Below are 18,340 nucleotides of genomic sequence, written 5' to 3' on the forward strand. Positions count from 1 at the left end.
AATATTCAAATAGGTGAACGATGGACATTGAGCTCGCCCGAACTTTCCTTGCGGTCGTTGAAACCGGTACTTTTCTTGACGCAGCGGACAAGGTCCATGTTACGCAATCGACTGTCAGCATGCGGATTCGAACGCTCGAACAACAGCTTGGACAGCCCGTTTTTGAACGCAGCAAGTCTGGTGCGACCCTGACCATTGCCGGGCGGCATTTCCTCAAACATGCGCAGGTTCTGGTGCGAACGTGGACCCAGGCTAAGCTGGATGCCGGTCTGCCTGCTTCGATGGCAGCCGCCTTGGAAATCGGCGCAACACCAAGCCTTTGGGACGGCTATCTAATCAACGCCCTGCCCGAGTTGATGGCGGCACTCCCTGACGTCGCCATCCGGGCGACAGCGGCCTCGTCGGAAACACTCGCGCGCGAAATCGAGGAAGGCAGCCTGGATCTTGCCATCATGTACCGGCCGCGAAACGCGCCGGGCTTGTCCGCGCTCCAGCTTTTCGAGGACGAGTTTGTCCTTGTCAGCAGCGGCCCGGAAGCCCTGCCCGCTGATCTGGGCAACGCTTATGTCCTGATAGACTGGGGCCCGGAGTTTCGCGCCGATCATATGCTGAACTTTCCGGAACTTGATGCGCCGCGCCTTCAGCTGGGCATTGGCACCCTCGGCCTGCAATATCTTCGGTCGGTTCCCTCGGCCGGATATTTCCCACAGCGTGTTGTCGAACCGGAACTTCGCAAAGGCTGGCTCAAGTTGATCGAAATGGCACCCAGATTCGCTTATGCCGCCTATGTCGTGTTCGATGAAAGCGAGGAAGAAGGATATCCGGGTCTGGCCGCGCGGCAGCTTTGCCAGACATCAAGTGCACGCGGCCAGACACCGAAGCTTTGACGACACGTATTCACGCCGTTGCCGCGACCAAGCTTTATGCTGCGTCGAACGCAGCCAGCCTCCGCGCACGGTAAGTTTTGAACACCCCCAGAAAGTGAAGGGATCAAAAAGGGCCGCCCCAGCGGGACGGCCCTTCGAAAGTTCAGGAGGTCGGGTCGGTTAGATCAATCGACCAGCCGGAGCGAGCGCTCCGCCAAGGGCTGCCCTAACGGGCGATCCCCCCGGTTGTTCCGACACCTCTCTCCAATCTCTTTCTTGACACTGGATCACCTCCTTTTCTATCTGTTGCGGTTGAAAAGAAGCGTGCCACAAGTTGTGCCATTCTCAAAGCGTTTTTTTACACAGGCTGCACAGTCAGCCGCGCAACGATCACCTTGAACGGGATCAGGGCGATCAGCGCCAGTGAAAGCTTCACCAACCAGTCCGCAAAAGCCAGCGTCACCCAAAGTGGTGCCATCGGGCCGGACAGCATGAACGGAACAGGTTCCCACGCCCAGTTGATTGCGGCGTCAGCATTGGCGCCGAAGAAGGTGACCGAAGCCGAAAAGGCGAGGGTGAAGAAGATCGCGGTATCCAGTGCCGACCCCACCAGCGTCGACACCAGCGGTGCACGCCACCAGCGACCACCGCGCAGGGAATTGAACACGGTGACATCCGTCAGTTGCGCGATCAGGAAGGCGGTTCCCGATGCAACGGCGATGCGCAGCGGTACGGCAGCATAGGTGAACCCGTCACCCTGCAACATGATCTGGCTGCCGATCAGCGAACAGATAACACCGGTGACAAAGCCGGCAAACACGACCTTACGGGCCGGACCCACGCCATAGACGCGGTTCATGATGTCTGTAACCAGAAAGGCCAGCGGATAGGTGAAAGCACCCCATGTCAGCAGCCCGTCAAGGATCAGGAACTGGACCAGAATGTTCGAGGCCACAACAATGGTGGCCATGGCAATAATGCCGGGAATGAAGTTACGTTGCATGTTTTGATGCCCGTTTTGACAAGGTAGCGGCGACTTGGCCAAGGGACCGTCCCAAGGCAAGCCGTGCCTTTAGACCTTTGCCTGCGCCCTGTCAATCGGGCAGCAGGTATTCCACAAGTTCGGTCCGCTGCAACGCCAGAAAGTTGTCATCCGAAATCATTGTGGCGCGCAACCGGCCCTGCCCGTCGCGCCAGACCGACAATCCTTCGAGGTTGTCATGCGCGCCCGTTCCGGTTTCGAACAGGGTTTCCTCGGTGCCTGGTTTCTCGTTCTCCACGTCCCATCGCCGCAGTCGCGATCGAAAACCGACCAAGGATACCTTGCGTTCCAAAACGTAGAACCGTCCATCGGGACCGAAATCCGCGGCAACGGGTTTAAAGCCGCCGCACTGTGGCAGAACAAACGGGGTCGACCATGTGCCGCCATTCCAACGGTAAACCGGAATGTCCCCTTTAGCGGTGCGGTTCTTTTCCGGCAAAGTGTAAAGCCAGCCGCGCCCATCAATGGCCAGAGCTTCGAAAGAACCATTGTCGGCTAGGTCCCGAAACGCATTCGGGCGAGGTAACACACGCGCGCTTGAGCCCGGTGTAGGGTAATAGGCGACACGATGCACCCCTTCGAACGAGATGAATATCCCGCCGTCCGGCGTCACCGCGATGCCTTCGGAATCGCCGACGCCGCCTTTCATGATGTGCCCATTGCTGGACAGCACCGGCCATTGACCAAGAACGTGAATATCCGCGATCTGGCCTTCGCGCCGCTCAATCCGTGCGGTCACGATCCGCGCCCGGTCGCTAAGCGCAATCATCTGGCCTCCGTCGTCCGAGATATGAAGCGCTGAAAATCCGCCAAACCAACTTGCTGGATGCCGCCAAACGAAACTGTCCAGGTGGGCCGCAGATTTCACATCCAGCGCGGCGGCCACCGGGGCAAGAAACAGCGCTACACTCAGTTGGATTGCAAAACGGCGGAGCATTGTTGCGGCAAGTCGGCCAGAACGTATTCCCGGCGTTTCTTCGGCGGCGGTGCATTCGGGTCAGGTGGCGGCGGGTTCAGAATGTTGTGCACCCATTGCCGGGCCTCGGCGCAGCCATCGCCCTTGGGGGGGGCGTCCTGATTCACGCAACCCTTTGACCCTCTGGGGCAGTTCAGGCGCACGTGGAAATGATAGTGATGCCCCCACCAGGGCCTGATTTTCCGCAGATAGGCGCGATTGCCTTTTTCGTCATCGCACATCTGAACCTTGGCCCCGGGAAACACGAAAATCCGGGCCACACGCTTGTCTTTTGCCGCTTCACGCAACAGTGCATGATGCTGCTTGGTCCAGTTGCCGTTGACGTAAGCGCCATTGGAACGACGAAGAGAGATGGACGAGATGTTTTCGCGTGACTTGCGGCTCAGGCGCATGTTTTCGCCCGGCAGCATCCAGATATCGATGTCCAGCCCCAGCTGATGGCTGCGATGGCCCGAGGTCATCGGCCCGCCGCGTGGCTGGCTGATATCCCCTATATAGAGACCGTTCCATCCCGGTTGACTGGCTGCAAATCTGCTGAGGTCCTGCACGTAATCGATCGTCTGCGGATGCCCCCAGTTGCGATTGCGCGACAGGCGCATAGCTTGCCATGTAGGCCCCGTTTCAGGCAGTTGAACTGCCCCCGCAGCACATCCGCGCGAATAACTGCCGAAAGCGGCCGGTTTTTGCTGTGAACCTTGTTTCTGCGCCCCGAACAACTGCTTTGCCAGCGGTTCTGCCGTCGCAGTGCCAGCAATAGCAAGCGCCGCCAAAATTACCAAAAAACGTTTTAAAATCATCTGCTCTGATCCCCTTCCGGTCTCACCCAGCGCATCAGGAATAGACCCAGAATAAACAACAGAACGATGGGTGACACCCCCAGACGAGCACTTCCTGTCACCGTGGTGGCGATCCCGATCAGAAGTGGCGCAGCAAAGGCGGTGGCACGACCCGACAGACCATAAAGGCCAAAGCTTTCGACGGGGGTTGCCGGGTCCGTATGCCGGACCATCATCGACCGGCTACAGGATTGCAGGATGCCGCCCATGCCTCCGATCAGGATACCGCAACCAAAGAAAACCATATCCGGCAAGCCCGACCCTTCGGACATGGCGATACCGAATATCTGGGACCGGTCCATTGAAACGATGGTGATGCAGACAAGGATCAACACCCAGATCGCAACGATAATCACGGGCTTGGGACCATATTTCTTGTCCAGCTTGCCGCCCACCCAGGAAAATGCCGCTGCAGCCAGAACGCTGACGATGCCGAAAACACCGATCTTGATCAGGTCCCATTCCAACACTAGCCGGGCATAGACGCCGCCAAAACTGTAAAGCCCGTTCAGCGCATCCCGATAGAACATGGATGAGCCCAGGTAACTGGCCAAACTGGTGCGATGGCGCAGGTTAGACACTGATTTTGCCAACAGCCGCAGCGCCTCGGCAACGCTGCCCTTTTTGTTTGTCGTTTCGTCGTCATGGACCCAAAGGAAGTAGGGCACCATGAACAGAATGAACCATCCGGCGGTAAACGGCCCAACAAAGCGCGTACCCTGCTGTTGCGACGCATCCAGCCCAAACAAGGGGTCCATCCCGATCAGCGTTTTGCCGTTGGCCTGCTCCACAAACAGCGCAAGCATGATCGCCAGCGAGATCAGGCCGCCGAAATAGCCAAAAGCAAAGCCCGAGCCGGAGATTTCGCCCACTTCGCTGTCGTCACCCAGATCGGGCAGTTGGGAATTGATGAAGATCAGGGCGTATTCCGCGCCGATGAAACCCAGACCGAAGGCAGACAGCATCAACCACATGTTCGAGCCATCGGGCATCGTGTACCAAAGCGCGCCGGAACCTACTGCGTACATCACGGAAAAGGCGAATATCCAGGGGATGCGCCGACCAGACACATCGGCCATCGCCCCCATCAGCGGTGCACCGAAGGCAATAATCAAACCAACTATGGTCATGCAGTTGGCCCAGACCACCTGCGCCTGTGCATCCGCAGACCCCGCGTCCAGGCCGGATGCCAGATAATATTCCGCAGCGACGCCCGCGAAGTAAGGGCCGAACACGAACGTGACCAAAAGAGTGTGATAGGGCTGACTGGCCCAATCGAAGAACCACCAGCCCCAGATACGCCTGCGCTTGGATATTTCTGCCATTTCTGCCCCTGTTTTCTTGTTGCGGTCATAAGACGGGGCTTTGGGGCAATTCGCAAGCGCAGAGTTCAGCCTACTTGCTCTTTGCTGAAAGGGTGCTTAGGTCTCGTCCAACAAGAAAACGGAGATCCCATGCTGTCGCTGATCCAAATCCTGCTGCTGATCCTGGACATTGTCTGGTTCATCATTCTGGCCCATGTGATCATGAGCTGGCTGATCAACTTTCAGGTGCTCAACCTGCACCAACAACTGGTTGCACAAATCTGGTACGGGTTAAATCGCATTTTAGAGCCTATTTACGGGCCGATCCGCCGCGTTCTACCCAATATGGGTGGGTTGGATTTGACCCCGCTGGTGGTGCTGATCGGCGTCTATGCCTTGCGGATCATCCTTATCAACAACGCGCCCTATTTCTACTGACCTCTTGTTCACTTAATCTTAGTATGTGATTGTCCTGTTTTAAGAGCAGATAAACCTTAAAACAGGGCACCCCCGCATATGTTCGACGCCGCACCCTTGCTGCGAGATGTCTTTGGATTCGACGCCTTCCGCCCCGGGCAGGAAGAGATTGTCGACGCCGTGACGGCAGGTGAAAACGTGCTGGCGATCATGCCCACAGGTGGCGGGAAGTCTCTTTGCTTTCAACTCCCTGCACTGCTCCGCGATGGCGTGACGGTCGTTATATCTCCGCTCATTGCCCTGATGCGTGATCAGGTGCGGGGGCTGCAAGAGGCCGGGGTCGAGGCCGGTGCGCTGACATCCGGCAACACGCCCGAGGAAACCGAGGCCGTCTGGGACGCGCTGGAGGACGGGCGGCTAAAGCTGCTTTACATGGCACCCGAACGTCTGGCTGCCGGGTCGGCGCTTGGGATGCTCCGTCGGATCAACGTCAGCCTGATCGCCGTGGACGAAGCCCATTGTGTCAGTCAATGGGGGCATGACTTTCGCCCTGATTACCTACGGATCGGAGAGTTGCGGCGCGCCCTGAAGGTTCCGCTGGCCGCGTTTACCGCCACGGCGGACGCCGAAACGCAGGATGAGATTGTCGAAAAACTGTTCGATGGCATTGAGCCACGCAAATTTCTGCGCGGATTTGACCGGCCCAACATCCATCTGGCCTTTGCCGCAAAAGACGGGCCGCGCAAGCAGATCCTTGATTTCGCAGATGCACGCAAAGGCCAGTCGGGTATCGTTTACTGCGGCACCAGAAACAAAACCGAGGTGATTGCTCAGGCCCTGCGCACCGAGGGGCACTCGGCTTGCCACTATCACGGCGGGATGGAGGCCGAGGACCGCCGCATTGTCGAAACCCGTTTCGCGCGCGAGGACGGGTTGATCGTCGTCGCAACCGTGGCTTTTGGCATGGGCATCGACAAACCCGATATCCGTTGGGTCGCCCATGCGGACCTGCCGAAATCAATCGAAGCCTATTATCAGGAAATCGGACGCGCCGGGCGCGATGGCGGCCCGGCCGAAACGCTGACCCTGTTCGGCCCCGATGACATTCGCCTGCGGCGATCACAGATTGACGAGGGTCTAGCGCCGCCCGAGCGCCGCATGGCCGATCATGCGCGTCTGAATGCCTTGCTGGGTCTGGCCGAGGCATTAGAATGCCGCCGCCAGACATTGTTGGGTTACTTTGGCGAGACCACAGGACCCTGCGGCAAATGCGATCTGTGCGACAGCCCGCCCGAAGTTTTCGATGGCACAACTCCGGTACGCATGGCCCTGTCCGCGATCCTGCGGACCGAGGAATGGTTCGGTACAGGCCATTTGATCGATATCCTGCTGGGAAATGAGACCGACAAAATCCGCGCCCGCCGCCACGAGGATTTGTCCACTTTTGGCGTCGGAAAGGATTGGACGCGCCCGCAATGGCAGGCCATTTTCCGCCAGATGATGGGACACGATCTGGTCCGCCCCGACCCTGAACGTCACGGCGCATTGCGCATGACCGAAGCGGCCAAACCAATTCTGAAAGGCGAGACGCAAATCAACCTGCGCAAGGATACGCTGCGCAATGCGGTCCGTCGGCCTGCGGTCAAGGCAATGGTGTCCGAAGAAGACGCCCCGCTGCTATCCGCGCTCAAGGCCAAACGCCGTGCCCTGTCTGAAGCTGCACGTGTTCCGGCCTATGTCATCTTTCCGGACCGTACGCTTATCGAGATGGCGGAAAAGCGCCCTGTAACGCTGGACGATATGGCCCGGATCGGCGGTGTTGGGGCCAAAAAGCTGGAACGCTATGGCGATACGTTCCTTGAAGTAATCGCGGGCGAAACAAGAAGTGTTCATCCGGCGCGCCGAAAACTGGCTGGCCGCAATCAGGGTGAGATTTACGACCGTTTGATGGAAGTTCAGTCCTTGCTGTCGCGCGGTCCAGCCGGGATCGACAAGCCCCTGACCTGCTCGGCCTCACAATTGGCAAAAGTTGCGCAACTCCGCCCAGACGATCCCCGTGGGATTGCGCAGGTGCTGGGTGATCGATGTCACGAAAGGTTTGGCGCCGCTTTTCTGGACGTGCTGCGTGAGGCGGGCTAGATACCCCCGAACAGGCAAGAAAGAGGGCGGATATGCTGATCGTGATTTCCCCGGCCAAACGGCTGGACTGGGCAGAGCGGAATGTCGGGGTAACGCAGCCCGATTTTCAGGAGGATGCGATCCGGCTGTCCAAAACCGCTCGCAACCTGACGCTGAGTGATCTGAAGAAACTGATGGATCTGAGCGACGATCTGGCACGCCTGAACCGCGACCGGTATCGCGCTTTTTCGGATGCACCCGACGCCAAGGTCACACGCCCGGCTGCGCTTGCTTTTGCTGGCGACACATATCAAGGGCTTGAAGCTGCTTCGCTGGACGAAGACGAGCTGTTATGGGCGCAAGACCACTTGCGCATCCTTTCCGGCCTTTATGGTGTGTTGCGGCCACTCGACGCGATACAGCCCTACCGGCTTGAGATGGGCAGCAAGCTTAAAACCCGAAGAGGGAAGAACCTTTACGAATACTGGCGCGATCAGCTCAGCAAGGCACTGAACGCGCAAGGAGCCGAAATTAACAGCGACATTCTGGTGAATTGTGCCAGTCAGGAGTATTTTGGTGCGGTAGATTTGAATGCCCTGAACCTGCGCGTCATCACACCGGTCTTCATGGAAGATAAGGGCGGCACCCCAAAGATAGTGAGCTTCTTTGCCAAAAAGGCACGCGGTGCCATGGCGCGGTATATCATCCAACACCGCTTGACCGACCCTAAGGGACTGCTGGATTTCGACAGTGGCGGCTATGAATACCGCCCTGATCTGTCGGAAGCGGATAAGCCCGTTTTCGTCAGACCTTATGCCGCCTGAAACCCAGGTCACTAGAACTTGCATCCCGATGGCAAACGCCTGAAGTGTCAGCCCGATGAGGTCGGATTCGGGTTTTCGCCCCGCTCACGCCGGATTTTGCCACTGGGCATGGTGTCTGCGACCGAGCAGACGCAATCGGGTTGGTGTTGCAGGATCATCTGGTGAATTCGGTTCTTGTGTAGCGGTTTGGTCAGGTAGTGGTCCAAGCCGGCTGACAGAATTCCCTGATCATCCCCTGCCATGGCATGGGCCGTCAGGGCAACGATGGGAACGTGACGACCGGTTGCAACCTCAAGCCCGCGAATTTCCGCTGTTGCCTGTTTGCCGTCCATCTTTGGCATGGAAATATCCATGAAGATCAGATCTGGCTCGAACTCCTGATAGATCTCAACCGCTTCAATCCCATTCGAGGCAAAGCGAAGATCGATATTCAGATCCTTGACCATCTTCTTCAGGATCAATTGGTTGGTGCGGTTGTCCTCTGCGGCAAGAACCCTCATGCGTCGGGGGTGCGCAGATTCAGAATCTCGCTTTTTAGAGACTGTTTTGCCCACGTCCAAAGGGCACCTTTCCAACGATGGGCTGTCAAGCGCCATCAGCCTGCTATACAACTCGGACCGCGGGATGGGTTTCTGCAAGACACCGTCGATCAGGTCACGGGCAGGATGCGCGTGAATCAAGCCTGGGTTTGCCGACATCACAACCACCGGAATATCACCCCACCCCCGATCCCTGAGCGAGACCGCAAGGTCCAGCCCATCCATATCCGGCAGGTCGTGGTCACAAAGAACCAGATCAATCTGATCATTCATCTGTGACAGCGCCTCGGTCCCCGACGTGCAAACCGTCACCTCAGCCCCCAGTCGCCCAAGCTGCTTGGCAAGAATGGCCCGGTTCACGGCAAGGTCTTCGACCAGCAGGACATGTTTCAAACATTCCGCCAGGTTCGGAGGCTCGGGTTGCGGACCTTCTACCGTGGGCAGTGTCACGCGAAAACCGAAACAGGATCCCTGTTCCGGTTCGCTTTCAACCCAGACCGTGCCGCCCATCAAGGTGATCAGCCGCTTGGTGATGGCAAGGCCAAGCCCGGTGCCTTCAAACTGGCGGTTGCGCTCGTCTTCGACCTGATTGAACTCGCCAAATATGTGGTCGATTTTCTCGGCGTCGATGCCAATTCCGGTGTCTTCAATCGCGATATGGATGTCGCAGATCTGCGCATCCGGGTTGGGCACCCCTGTCACCCGGACCAGCACGTAGCCTTCGGAGGTGAACTTGACGGCGTTGCCGACCAGATTGGTCAAAACCTGCCGTATCCGACCAGGATCGCCTACAAAAAGGGTTGGCAAGAACAAGTCGTAATCCACCAGCAATGTCAGCCCCTTATCGCGCACGCTGGGCTGTAGCAGCATCGCAACCTCAAGAATGCAGCGTTCAAGATCGAACTGCTCGGGGTGCAGAGCCAACTTGTCCGCCTCAATCTTGGAATAGTCCAGAACGTCGTTGATGATGACCAGCAACGCCTCGCCCGAATTGCGGATCGTGTTGACGTATAGCCGTTGCTCTTCGTCCAGCGGTGTTTCATCCAGCAACTCGGACATGCCAACGATGCCGTTCATCGGAGTGCGGATTTCATGGCTCATATTGGCCAGAAAGGCCGACTTGGCCCGGTTTGCTGCTTCGGCTCGCTCGCGCGCCGCCTTAAGCTCGATTTCGTGCCGGACCGACGCTGTGATGTTGAGAGCAAGGCTCACCATATCACCACCGCTGCCACGCTGGTCGATCAGACGGATATAGTGACCGTTCCAAAGCTGCATAACGATTGGTGGCGGATTGGCGCGGCTCCAGCGGGCCAGCATTCTGGCCTGCCAGTCTTCCGCGGATTCATCCCCGATATCGACAATACCTTCTGACGTCAGCAAATGCAGAATACGCGGGTATGATATTCCCGGCGCGACCTCGTCCAGGCCTTCAAAAACGCTCAGATACGCGGCGTTTGCGCCGATCAGCCGGTTGTCACCGTCAAAAAAGGCAAATCCGTCCTGAATTGTCTGAATCGAGTGCCACAAACGGCGTTCGGCAACCTCGATCTTGGCGTTGGCCAAGCAGAGATCGGATTTGACCTTTTCGTTTTCATCCCGAACGGTTTCAACCTCAGCCTGCGTTTCGCCAATTCGTTTGGTCAACGCCATGGCATGTTGACCCAGTTTGCGATTGGCTGCCGAAAGCTCGGCCTGTTTCAGGGCCAGCATCCGTTCAGCTGCCAAACGCGCGCGCCGTTCCTGTGCCAATTTATGTGCAAGACTCATTTGATTGATTCCAGAACGCTCTGCGCCCAGCATCCCGGCGGAAGATGAAAAACTGTTTAAGCCGTTGCACAACAGGCGCACACCATGCAACGCTGTGCCCAAAGAGGAGGGCACCATGCGCCGCTTTGTTTTTATTTCAATAACTTACGTCTTTTCACTATTGGTCCAGCCCGGCGCCACCCAGGCGCAGGATGCAGTGCCTGATTTCCGCTACATCACGACACGGGACGCAGATTTTTATGGCTCGGATCTGGACGCCCTTTTCGATACCGATCTGAAGTCCTGCATTCAGGCTTGTTCCGCCAATACACTTTGCACCGCGTTCACCTACAACACCCGATCCAATGCCTGTTTTCCAAAAAGCGGTGTAAACCGGCAAGAGGCCTATCAGGGGGCTGTGTCTGCGCAGAAGGTGCTTACTCTAGATCAGACCCAAACTTTGGCAAAAACGCGTGCAAATGCGTTGAATGTACTTGGTACTGCTGACCTGAAGCAGGCCGCAGATCAGGCGCGCGATCTGGGCTTTTTGCATATGGCACAGGGTAACGACCTGCAGGCTGTTCTGGACGCGGCGCGCAGCGCGAGCAGCCCGCGGCAGGCGATGAATTGGACTGGTGTGGCCGTATCGCTCAGCGATGCGCCTGATCTGTGGGTGGAATACGCGCGCCTGTTGTTGCAGACAAACTCTTCGGACTGGAGTGAAAGGCGCGATCTGCGCAACCGTGCGCTGAATGCCGCAACCAATGGCTATCTGCGCGCCGATACTCCCGGCACGCAGGTTGCCGCCCTGATGACATTGGCCCGCGCCCTGGAGGAAGTCGAGCGTGGGCGCGATATGATCCCGGTGCTGCGGCTGGCCGAGCAAATCCAACCGCGCGAGGATGTACTGGCCGCACTGAATGATGCCATCGGGAAATACGGGTTTCGCGTGGTCGACAGTTCTGTCGAAAGCGACGCCGCCGCGCCGCGGATCTGTGTTGAGTTTTCGGAACCGTTGGTCAAGGCGGGGGTCGACTATGATCCGTTTGTCCAGCGCAACGATGACGGGTTGGTGGTACAGGCTGAGGGCAGGCAGCTGTGCGTTGACGGTGTCGCCCATGGTCAGCGCTATCGCCTGACGCTACGCGAAGGCTTGCCCTCCGCCTCGGGCGAGGCGCTGAACCGCAATGTTGAGCTTACCCATTACGTGCGCGACCGGGCGCCTTTGGTCCGGTTTCCCGGGCGCAGCTACGTTCTGCCGAAATCCGTTGATGCTGCGTTGCCCGTTGAAACGGTCAACGTCACCGAGCTGAACCTGATCCTGCGGAGGGTCAGCGACCGGAACCTGTTGCGCGCGGTTCAGCAGGATTTCTTCGGTCGCCCGCTCAGTGAATGGCAGGAAGCAGAATTTTCCGATGAAATTGCCGAGGATATCTGGACTGGCACCGCCGAAGTGGCCAACGAACTGAACCAGACCATGACGGCGCGCCTGCCCATGGCAGAAGCGATCGCGGATCAGCCCGCTGGCATCTATACGCTGACCGCCCGTGTTCCGGGGGCTGATCCCTATGACGACCCGGGCGCGACGCAATGGTTTGTTCTGTCCGATCTTGGGATCAGCAGCGTGCTTGGCACCGATGGATTGCACGTCACGGTGCGCGGGTTGAGCGACGCGGCACCCCGTGAAGGTGTCGAGGTTTCACTGGTCACAAGCGCAAATGCGGTCATCGCCCAAGCGCGGACGGATGAATCGGGTTATGTCCGGTTCGATCCCGGCCTGACACGGGGCAAGGGGGCCAGTGCGCCCGCGCTGGTGATGGCATCGACCGGGGACAGTGACTTCAGCTTTCTATCCTTGACCGATCCTGCCTTTGACCTGTCAGATCGTGGTGTTGAAGGGCGTGCACCTGCGGGGCCGGTTGATGTTTTTCTAGCCACGGATCGCGGCGCTTATCGAGCCGGAGAGGTGATACACCTCACCGCCCTTTCGCGCGATGGTGAGACGCAGGCTATCGAGGGCCTGCCCCTGATTGCAATCCTGTATCGCCCTGACGGCGTGGAATACCGCCGAACCGTCTCGGATGGCGGCGTCGCCGGGGGGCATATCTTTGCCCTGCCTGTTGCGGCAGATGCACCACGCGGCGCTTGGCGGATCGAGATCAAGTCTGATCCCAAAGGCGATGCGCTGGCGCGACAAACAGTGCTGGTAGAAGACTTCCTGCCGGAACGTATAGATTTTGAGCTGACCCTGCCGGACGCGCCCCTGCGTCCCGGCGACAGCCCTCCGCTTTCGATCGACGCGCGCTATTTGTTTGGTGCGCCGGGGTCCGACCTGAGCATCGACGGTCAGGTTATCGCACGCCCGGCGGACACAGTGCCGGGCTACGACGGGTATCGCTTTGGCCGCTATGACGCCGAGACATCGATCAAAAGCACCTATTTTGGTGACATGCGCACAGATGCAAACGGCAAAGCATCTATTGCCGTTGAAATCCCTTTGTTAGAGACGGAAGGGAAACCAATTGAAGCCGAGGTTATTGCGCGACTGGCTGACGGCTCAGGCCGCCCTGTTGAACGTCGCCTGAGCGTTCCTGTCCTGCCGCCGCAACCTGTGATCGGTGTCAAACCCCTGTTCGAGGACGTACTCCCTGAAGGTACCGAGGCAGCGTTTCAGATCATTGGCCTTGCACCCGACCTGAGCCCCAGCCCGATGCGCCTGCGCTGGACGCTGAACAAGATCGAAACGCGGTATCAATGGTATCAGCTTTACGGAAACTGGAATTGGGAACCGACAACCAGACGCACTCGCGTTGCCACCGGAGAGATTGACGTCGCTACTGATCCTTTGGCGTTGTCCCAGCCCGTGGACTGGGGCCGTTATGAACTGGTGGTCCAACGTATTGATGGCACCTTTACGGAAACCGCTGTCGATTTCCACGCAGGCTGGTATCAGGCCGCAGATGCTTCGACCACGCCTGACCGGCTTGAGATGTCGCTGGATCGCGACAGCTATCGCGCCGGGGAAACCGCACAGCTGCGCATCGTTCCGCGCATGGCAGGTATCGCCCAGATCGAGGTGCTTTCGAACCGCCTGATCCATCGCCAGATGGTTGCCGTAAAGGAGGGCGAGACAGTTATCCCGATAGAGGTGACAGAAGATTGGGGTGCAGGTGCCTATGTCACGGCCACAGTGATCCGACCGATGGATGTTGCGGCCGGTCAGAACCCGGCACGCGCCATGGGCGTCTCCTATGCTGCCATTGATCCCGCGGATCGCACGCTGTCAGTTGCCATTGAGGTGCCCGAGGTTACCTCGCCCCGTCAAACACAGAAGACCCTTGTTAGGGTCAAAAATGTTGCAAGCGATGATCCAGTCTGGCTGACCCTTGCTGCTGTGGATGTGGGCATCCTCAACCTAACGGGGTTCGAAAGCCCAAGCCCGCAAGCGTACTATTTCGGGCAACGTCGTCTGGGCGTGGACCTGCGAGATGTTTACGGGCGGCTGATCGACGGCATGAACGGAACGATGGGTACGGTTCGCTCTGGCGGCGACAATGACAACGGGATGCGCCGCCAATCCCCGCCACCGACGCAAGATCTGATGGCGGTGTTCAGCGGCCCGGTTCAGGTCGGTGCGGATGGAAAGGTTGAGGTCGACATCCCCCTGCCCGCCTTCAATGGTACGGTCCGACTGATGGCCGTCGCGTGGTCACAAAAAGCCGTCGGTCAGGCCGAAGCGGACATGATCGTCCGCGACCCGGTGGTGGTGACGGCCAGTCTGCCGCGGTTTCTGGCCCCCGGCGATCAAAGTCGGATGCGGCTTGAGATTGTCCATGCGGATGGCACATCCGGAGACATGGCGCTTGGCCTGACCACCACTGGTGGGCTGGAACTGGGCCCGGTACCGGCAAGCTTTCTGCTGGAGGATGGTGGCAAAGCGGTGTTCGACATCCCTGTAACGGCCCATGTTATTGGCGATCCAGAGATCAGCGTTTCCATCACCACGCCAGACGGGCGCGATCTGTCGCAAACCCTGCGGATGCCGGTGCGGGCCAATGATCCCGTGATTGCCCGGACACGGCGCTTTGCGCTGGGTGCGGGCGACAGCTTTTTGTTTTCGCAGGATGTTTTTGATGGGTTTCAACCCGGCTCGGCCAAGGCCATCCTGTCCGCCGGAGCACTGGCAAAGTTCGATATGCCCGGCCTGCTGGATCAGTTGAACCGTTACCCTTATGGCTGCACCGAGCAGATCACAAGCAAGGCGCTGCCGCTGCTTTACCTGTCATCTGTTGCGCAGGCCTCGGGGCTGGGCAATGGCCCGGAGGTGAATCAACGCATCACGGAATCAATCCGAAGCATCCTGACTCGTCAGGCTGCAAACGGTGCCTTTGGCCTGTGGCGCGCAGGCAGCGGTGATTTCTGGCTGGACGCCTATGTGACCGATTTCCTGTCGCGCGCCCGTGCGCAGGGGCACCCGGTACCGGATCAGGCTTTTGCGCAGGCCATGGATAACCTGCGCAATCGGGTCAATTATGCGCCGGATTTTGACGAAGGTGGTCAGGATATCGCTTATGCCCTGATGGTTCTGGCGCGGGAAGGCGCGGCGGCGATGGGCGATCTGCGTTATTATGCGGATGTCAAAGGGGATGCTTTCGACACGCCGTTGGCTGCAGCGCAACTGGGCGCTGCGCTGGCCTCGTACGGGGACCAGACCCGCGCAGACGCGATGTTCGCCCGTGCGGCGCGGATGCTGCAACAGGTGCCGAACGATCAGGAAAACCACTGGCGCGCGGATTACGGCACCCGCCTGCGGGATGCGGCGGGCCTGCTGACCCTGGCGGTAGATGCGGGCAGCGAGGCGATTGACCGCAACGCATTGATCCAACGGGTAAGCACGGGCCGCACTCCCCTGTCCACGCAAGAGGCCACATGGTCCCTGCTGGCGGCGCACGCGCTGGTGTCTGATCCGTCCGGCTCCGGTTTGACGGTCAATGGCGTGTCAGTATCCGGCCCCTTTGTTCAGGTTCTGCAATCCGGGCAGGCGGAAGAGGTCAACATCACTGCGACCGACGGTCAGGCAACCGATATCACCCTGACGGTGACCGGAATCCCCGAAGATCCGCCTGGGGCTGGTGGCACCGGCTATGCAATCGAACGGCAGTATTATTCGATGGACGGCGATCTGATTGACGCAGGCCGCTTTGCCGTGGGGGACCGGTTTGTCACGGTTCTGACGGTCACGCCGTTTGAAAGCGGTGGGGCGCGTCTGATGGTGGACGATCCCCTTGCCGCCGGAATCGAGATTGACAACCCGAACCTGCTGCGATCGGGCGATGTACGGTCGCTGGACTGGTTGGATCTGTCTGATGCCACACATACCGAGTTCCGCTCGGACAGGTTCCTGGCTGCGGTTGACCTGTCAAGGCGCCAGACCGTGACACTGGCTTATGTCGCCCGTGCTGTCACACCGGGCGTGTTCCACCATCCGGCGGCCTCGGTCGAGGATATGTACCGCCCCCAGAACCGTGCGCGAACGGCGACGGGACGGGTCGAGGTGCAGTGACCGGACGTCGTTCATACCCCTGTTTGGGCGGCTCTCATGCCTAGGGTGCCGCGCCTGTTATTTGCGTTGGCCGGTGCTCTCTATCTGGCGGCGTTGGCGCGGGATGGTGTTGACCGCTGGGTCGACGCCACAGTGCTGCCGCCCGTTCTGACTGAAACCTCGGTCGAGATGCGGGATCGTAACGGTGACCTTCTGCGCGTGTTCCCGATTGCAGATGGCATCTGGAGGCTGCAACCCGGTGCGGTCGATCCCAATTTCACCGCTATGCTGATCCGGTACGAAGATAAACGTTTCTGGACCCACGCGGGCGTGGACCCTGTCGCGTTGCTGCGCGCAGCCGGGCAAAGCCTTTGGAGCGGGCGCGCTGTTTCAGGCGGGTCAACCCTGACCATGCAGGTCGCGCGGCTGATCGAAGATGGATCGACCGGACGCTGGAGTGGCAAGTTTCGCCAGATTAGGGTCGCATTGGCGCTGGAGCGGCAGCTGAGCAAGACACAGATCCTGAACCTCTACCTGACCCATGCCCCCTATGGCGGCAATCTGGAAGGTATCCGTGCCGGTGCACGCGCCTGGTTCGGCAAAGAAGCAACCCGTTTGACCGCCGCACAGGCGGCCCTGCTGGTCGCTTTGCCGCAATCCCCGGAGGCGCGACGCCCGGATCGCAGACCCAAGGCAGCCCAAATTGCCCGAGATCGGATTTTGCGCAGGTTGGAGCGCTACGGCGTATTGACCAAGGCTGAAATGCACGCAGCCCTGACGGAAACCATTCCTGGTCGAATGATCCCGTTTCCGCGCCTTGCACCCCATCTGACCGACCGCGTGAAAGGCCAAACCCGTGCAACCGGTGTATTTGATCTGACCCTGGATGCAGGGGTGCAAGCCCGGTTGGAAACTGTGGTCGCTCGGGCCGCCGCGCGCGTCGGGCCGCACGTGTCCGCTGCGCTGATCGTGGCAGATCATCGCGACGGTAAGATTTTGGCCTCGGTCGGGTCAGCCGGGTATCAGGATGCACGACAAGGGTTCGTGGATATGACCCAAGCCGTGCGGTCGCCCGGATCGACGCTGAAACCTCTGGTTTACGGGCTGGCATTCGATCAGGGGCTGGCCCATCCGGAAACCCTGATCCGCGATAGCCCGGTGATGTTCGGGCGTTACGCCCCGCGAAACTTCGATGGCGTTTTCAGGGGCGATGTAAGGGTTCGGGACGCGCTGCAATTGTCGCTGAATATCCCTGTCGTGCGCCTGACGCACGAGCTGGGCCCTGCGCGCGTGATGGCAGCACTGCGGACAGCAGGATCAGAACCGCGCCTGAGCAGTGGTACACCCGGATTGGCAATATCCTTGGGTGGCGTCGGTCTGAGCTTGCATGATCTTGTGCAGATCTACGTGACGCTGGCCGCTGGTGGGCAAGGCCCGATTCTGCGCCATGACGCCCTGGCTGATGCACGGCTCACCTCTCGTGTTTTGTCCGAAACCTCAGCATGGCAGATTGCGGATATCCTATCCGGGATCACACCACCCACGGGCAGCACTTCAGGGGCGCTGGCCTTCAAAACGGGAACCTCTTATGGGCACCGCGATGCCTGGGCCATTGGTTTTGACGGGCAGCATGTCATCGGGGTCTGGCTGGGACGCGCGGATGGCACACCTGTTCCCGGCGCATTCGGAGGGGACGTTGCCGCGCCGCTTCTGACCGAGGCTTTCGGCCTGCTGAAACCCGAACTCACGCCCCTGCGCCCACCGCCACCATCAACACTGTTGGTTGGCGCGGCGCAATTGCCGCAACCGTTGCAACGTTTCCGGCCCCGCGCGGCGGCTTTCGAAACGGACCAAACCGCACCTGATCTGTTGTTTCCACCAGAAAACGCTGTGTTAGAGACTTTCGGGAGCCCTCTCACGGTGAAACTACGCGGTGGTGTCGGGCCGTTTTCCGTTTTGACCAACGGCGTGCCTGTCTTGACCGGGCAACGGCAGCGAGAATTCGAAATTCCCAATCCCGGACCCGGATTTACCTCACTTGTGGTGGTGGATGCACAGGGCCAATCCGACCGGGCCTCGTTCCGGATCGACCAGAGCGCGCCCGGTTCCCGTTAAAGAACAGCAATGGGC

Annotated in this window: 11 protein-coding genes; 6 read left to right on the top strand and 5 right to left on the bottom strand. The window is 59.2% G+C overall.

Annotated features, from left to right (window positions below):
- The first annotated feature begins 20 nt into the window (after positions 1–20).
- A complete protein-coding gene (locus tag ACR0J7_RS15200; RefSeq protein ID WP_480914799.1) occupies positions 21–887 on the top strand; it encodes a LysR family transcriptional regulator in 867 nt (288 codons plus the stop codon).
- Positions 888–1,224: 337 nt separating this feature from the next.
- Here ACR0J7_RS15200 and ACR0J7_RS15205 read toward each other — a convergent pair whose 3' ends face one another.
- The 4 genes from ACR0J7_RS15205 to ACR0J7_RS15220 form a co-directional block, all read right to left on the bottom strand.
- Positions 1,225–1,869, bottom strand: coding sequence for a queuosine precursor transporter (locus ACR0J7_RS15205; RefSeq protein ID WP_480772988.1), 645 nt, complete (start codon positions 1,867–1,869; stop codon positions 1,225–1,227).
- 91 nt (positions 1,870–1,960) lie between these two features.
- On the bottom strand, positions 1,961–2,845 hold the full coding sequence (locus ACR0J7_RS15210; RefSeq protein ID WP_480914802.1) for an esterase-like activity of phytase family protein: 885 nt from the start codon (positions 2,843–2,845) through the stop codon (positions 1,961–1,963).
- Positions 2,818–3,681, bottom strand: a complete 864-nt coding sequence (mepA, locus tag ACR0J7_RS15215; protein WP_480914803.1) for a penicillin-insensitive murein endopeptidase — start codon at positions 3,679–3,681, stop codon at positions 2,818–2,820. The genes ACR0J7_RS15210 and mepA overlap by 28 nt, the downstream gene beginning before the upstream one ends.
- Positions 3,678–5,045, bottom strand: coding sequence for an MFS transporter (locus ACR0J7_RS15220; protein ID WP_209598483.1), 1,368 nt, complete (start codon positions 5,043–5,045; stop codon positions 3,678–3,680). The genes mepA and ACR0J7_RS15220 overlap by 4 nt, the downstream gene beginning before the upstream one ends.
- Positions 5,046–5,174: 129 nt before the next feature.
- On the opposite strand from ACR0J7_RS15220, the gene ACR0J7_RS15225 reads away from it, so the two are divergent.
- The 3 genes from ACR0J7_RS15225 (at position 5,175) to yaaA (ending at position 8,383) form a co-directional block, all read left to right on the top strand.
- On the top strand, positions 5,175–5,462 hold the full coding sequence (locus ACR0J7_RS15225) for a YggT family protein (protein ID WP_170382138.1): 288 nt from the start codon (positions 5,175–5,177) through the stop codon (positions 5,460–5,462).
- Positions 5,463–5,540: 78 nt separating this feature from the next.
- On the top strand, positions 5,541–7,580 hold the full coding sequence (gene recQ / locus ACR0J7_RS15230) for a DNA helicase RecQ (RefSeq protein ID WP_480898795.1): 2,040 nt from the start codon (positions 5,541–5,543) through the stop codon (positions 7,578–7,580).
- A 32-nt stretch (positions 7,581–7,612) separates the two neighbouring features.
- On the top strand, positions 7,613–8,383 hold the full coding sequence (gene yaaA / locus ACR0J7_RS15235; RefSeq protein ID WP_480538462.1) for a peroxide stress protein YaaA: 771 nt from the start codon (positions 7,613–7,615) through the stop codon (positions 8,381–8,383).
- Positions 8,384–8,430: 47 nt separating this feature from the next.
- Here yaaA and ACR0J7_RS15240 read toward each other — a convergent pair whose 3' ends face one another.
- Complete coding sequence (locus ACR0J7_RS15240; RefSeq protein WP_480914805.1) at positions 8,431–10,689, bottom strand: response regulator; 2,259 nt, start codon at positions 10,687–10,689, stop codon at positions 8,431–8,433.
- A gap of 115 nt (positions 10,690–10,804) precedes the next feature.
- Between ACR0J7_RS15240 and ACR0J7_RS15245 the strand changes: the two genes are divergently transcribed.
- Both ACR0J7_RS15245 and pbpC read left to right on the top strand, forming a co-directional pair.
- Positions 10,805–16,231 carry an alpha-2-macroglobulin family protein gene (locus ACR0J7_RS15245; RefSeq protein ID WP_480914807.1) on the top strand — a complete coding sequence of 1,809 codons (5,427 nt, stop codon included), beginning with the start codon at positions 10,805–10,807 and terminating at the stop codon, positions 16,229–16,231.
- A 36-nt stretch (positions 16,232–16,267) separates the two neighbouring features.
- On the top strand, positions 16,268–18,325 hold the full coding sequence (gene pbpC, locus ACR0J7_RS15250) for a penicillin-binding protein 1C (RefSeq protein WP_480482677.1): 2,058 nt from the start codon (positions 16,268–16,270) through the stop codon (positions 18,323–18,325).
- The last annotated feature ends 15 nt before the right edge of the window (positions 18,326–18,340 follow it).

The organism is Ruegeria sp. O4 (assembly GCF_056535125.1).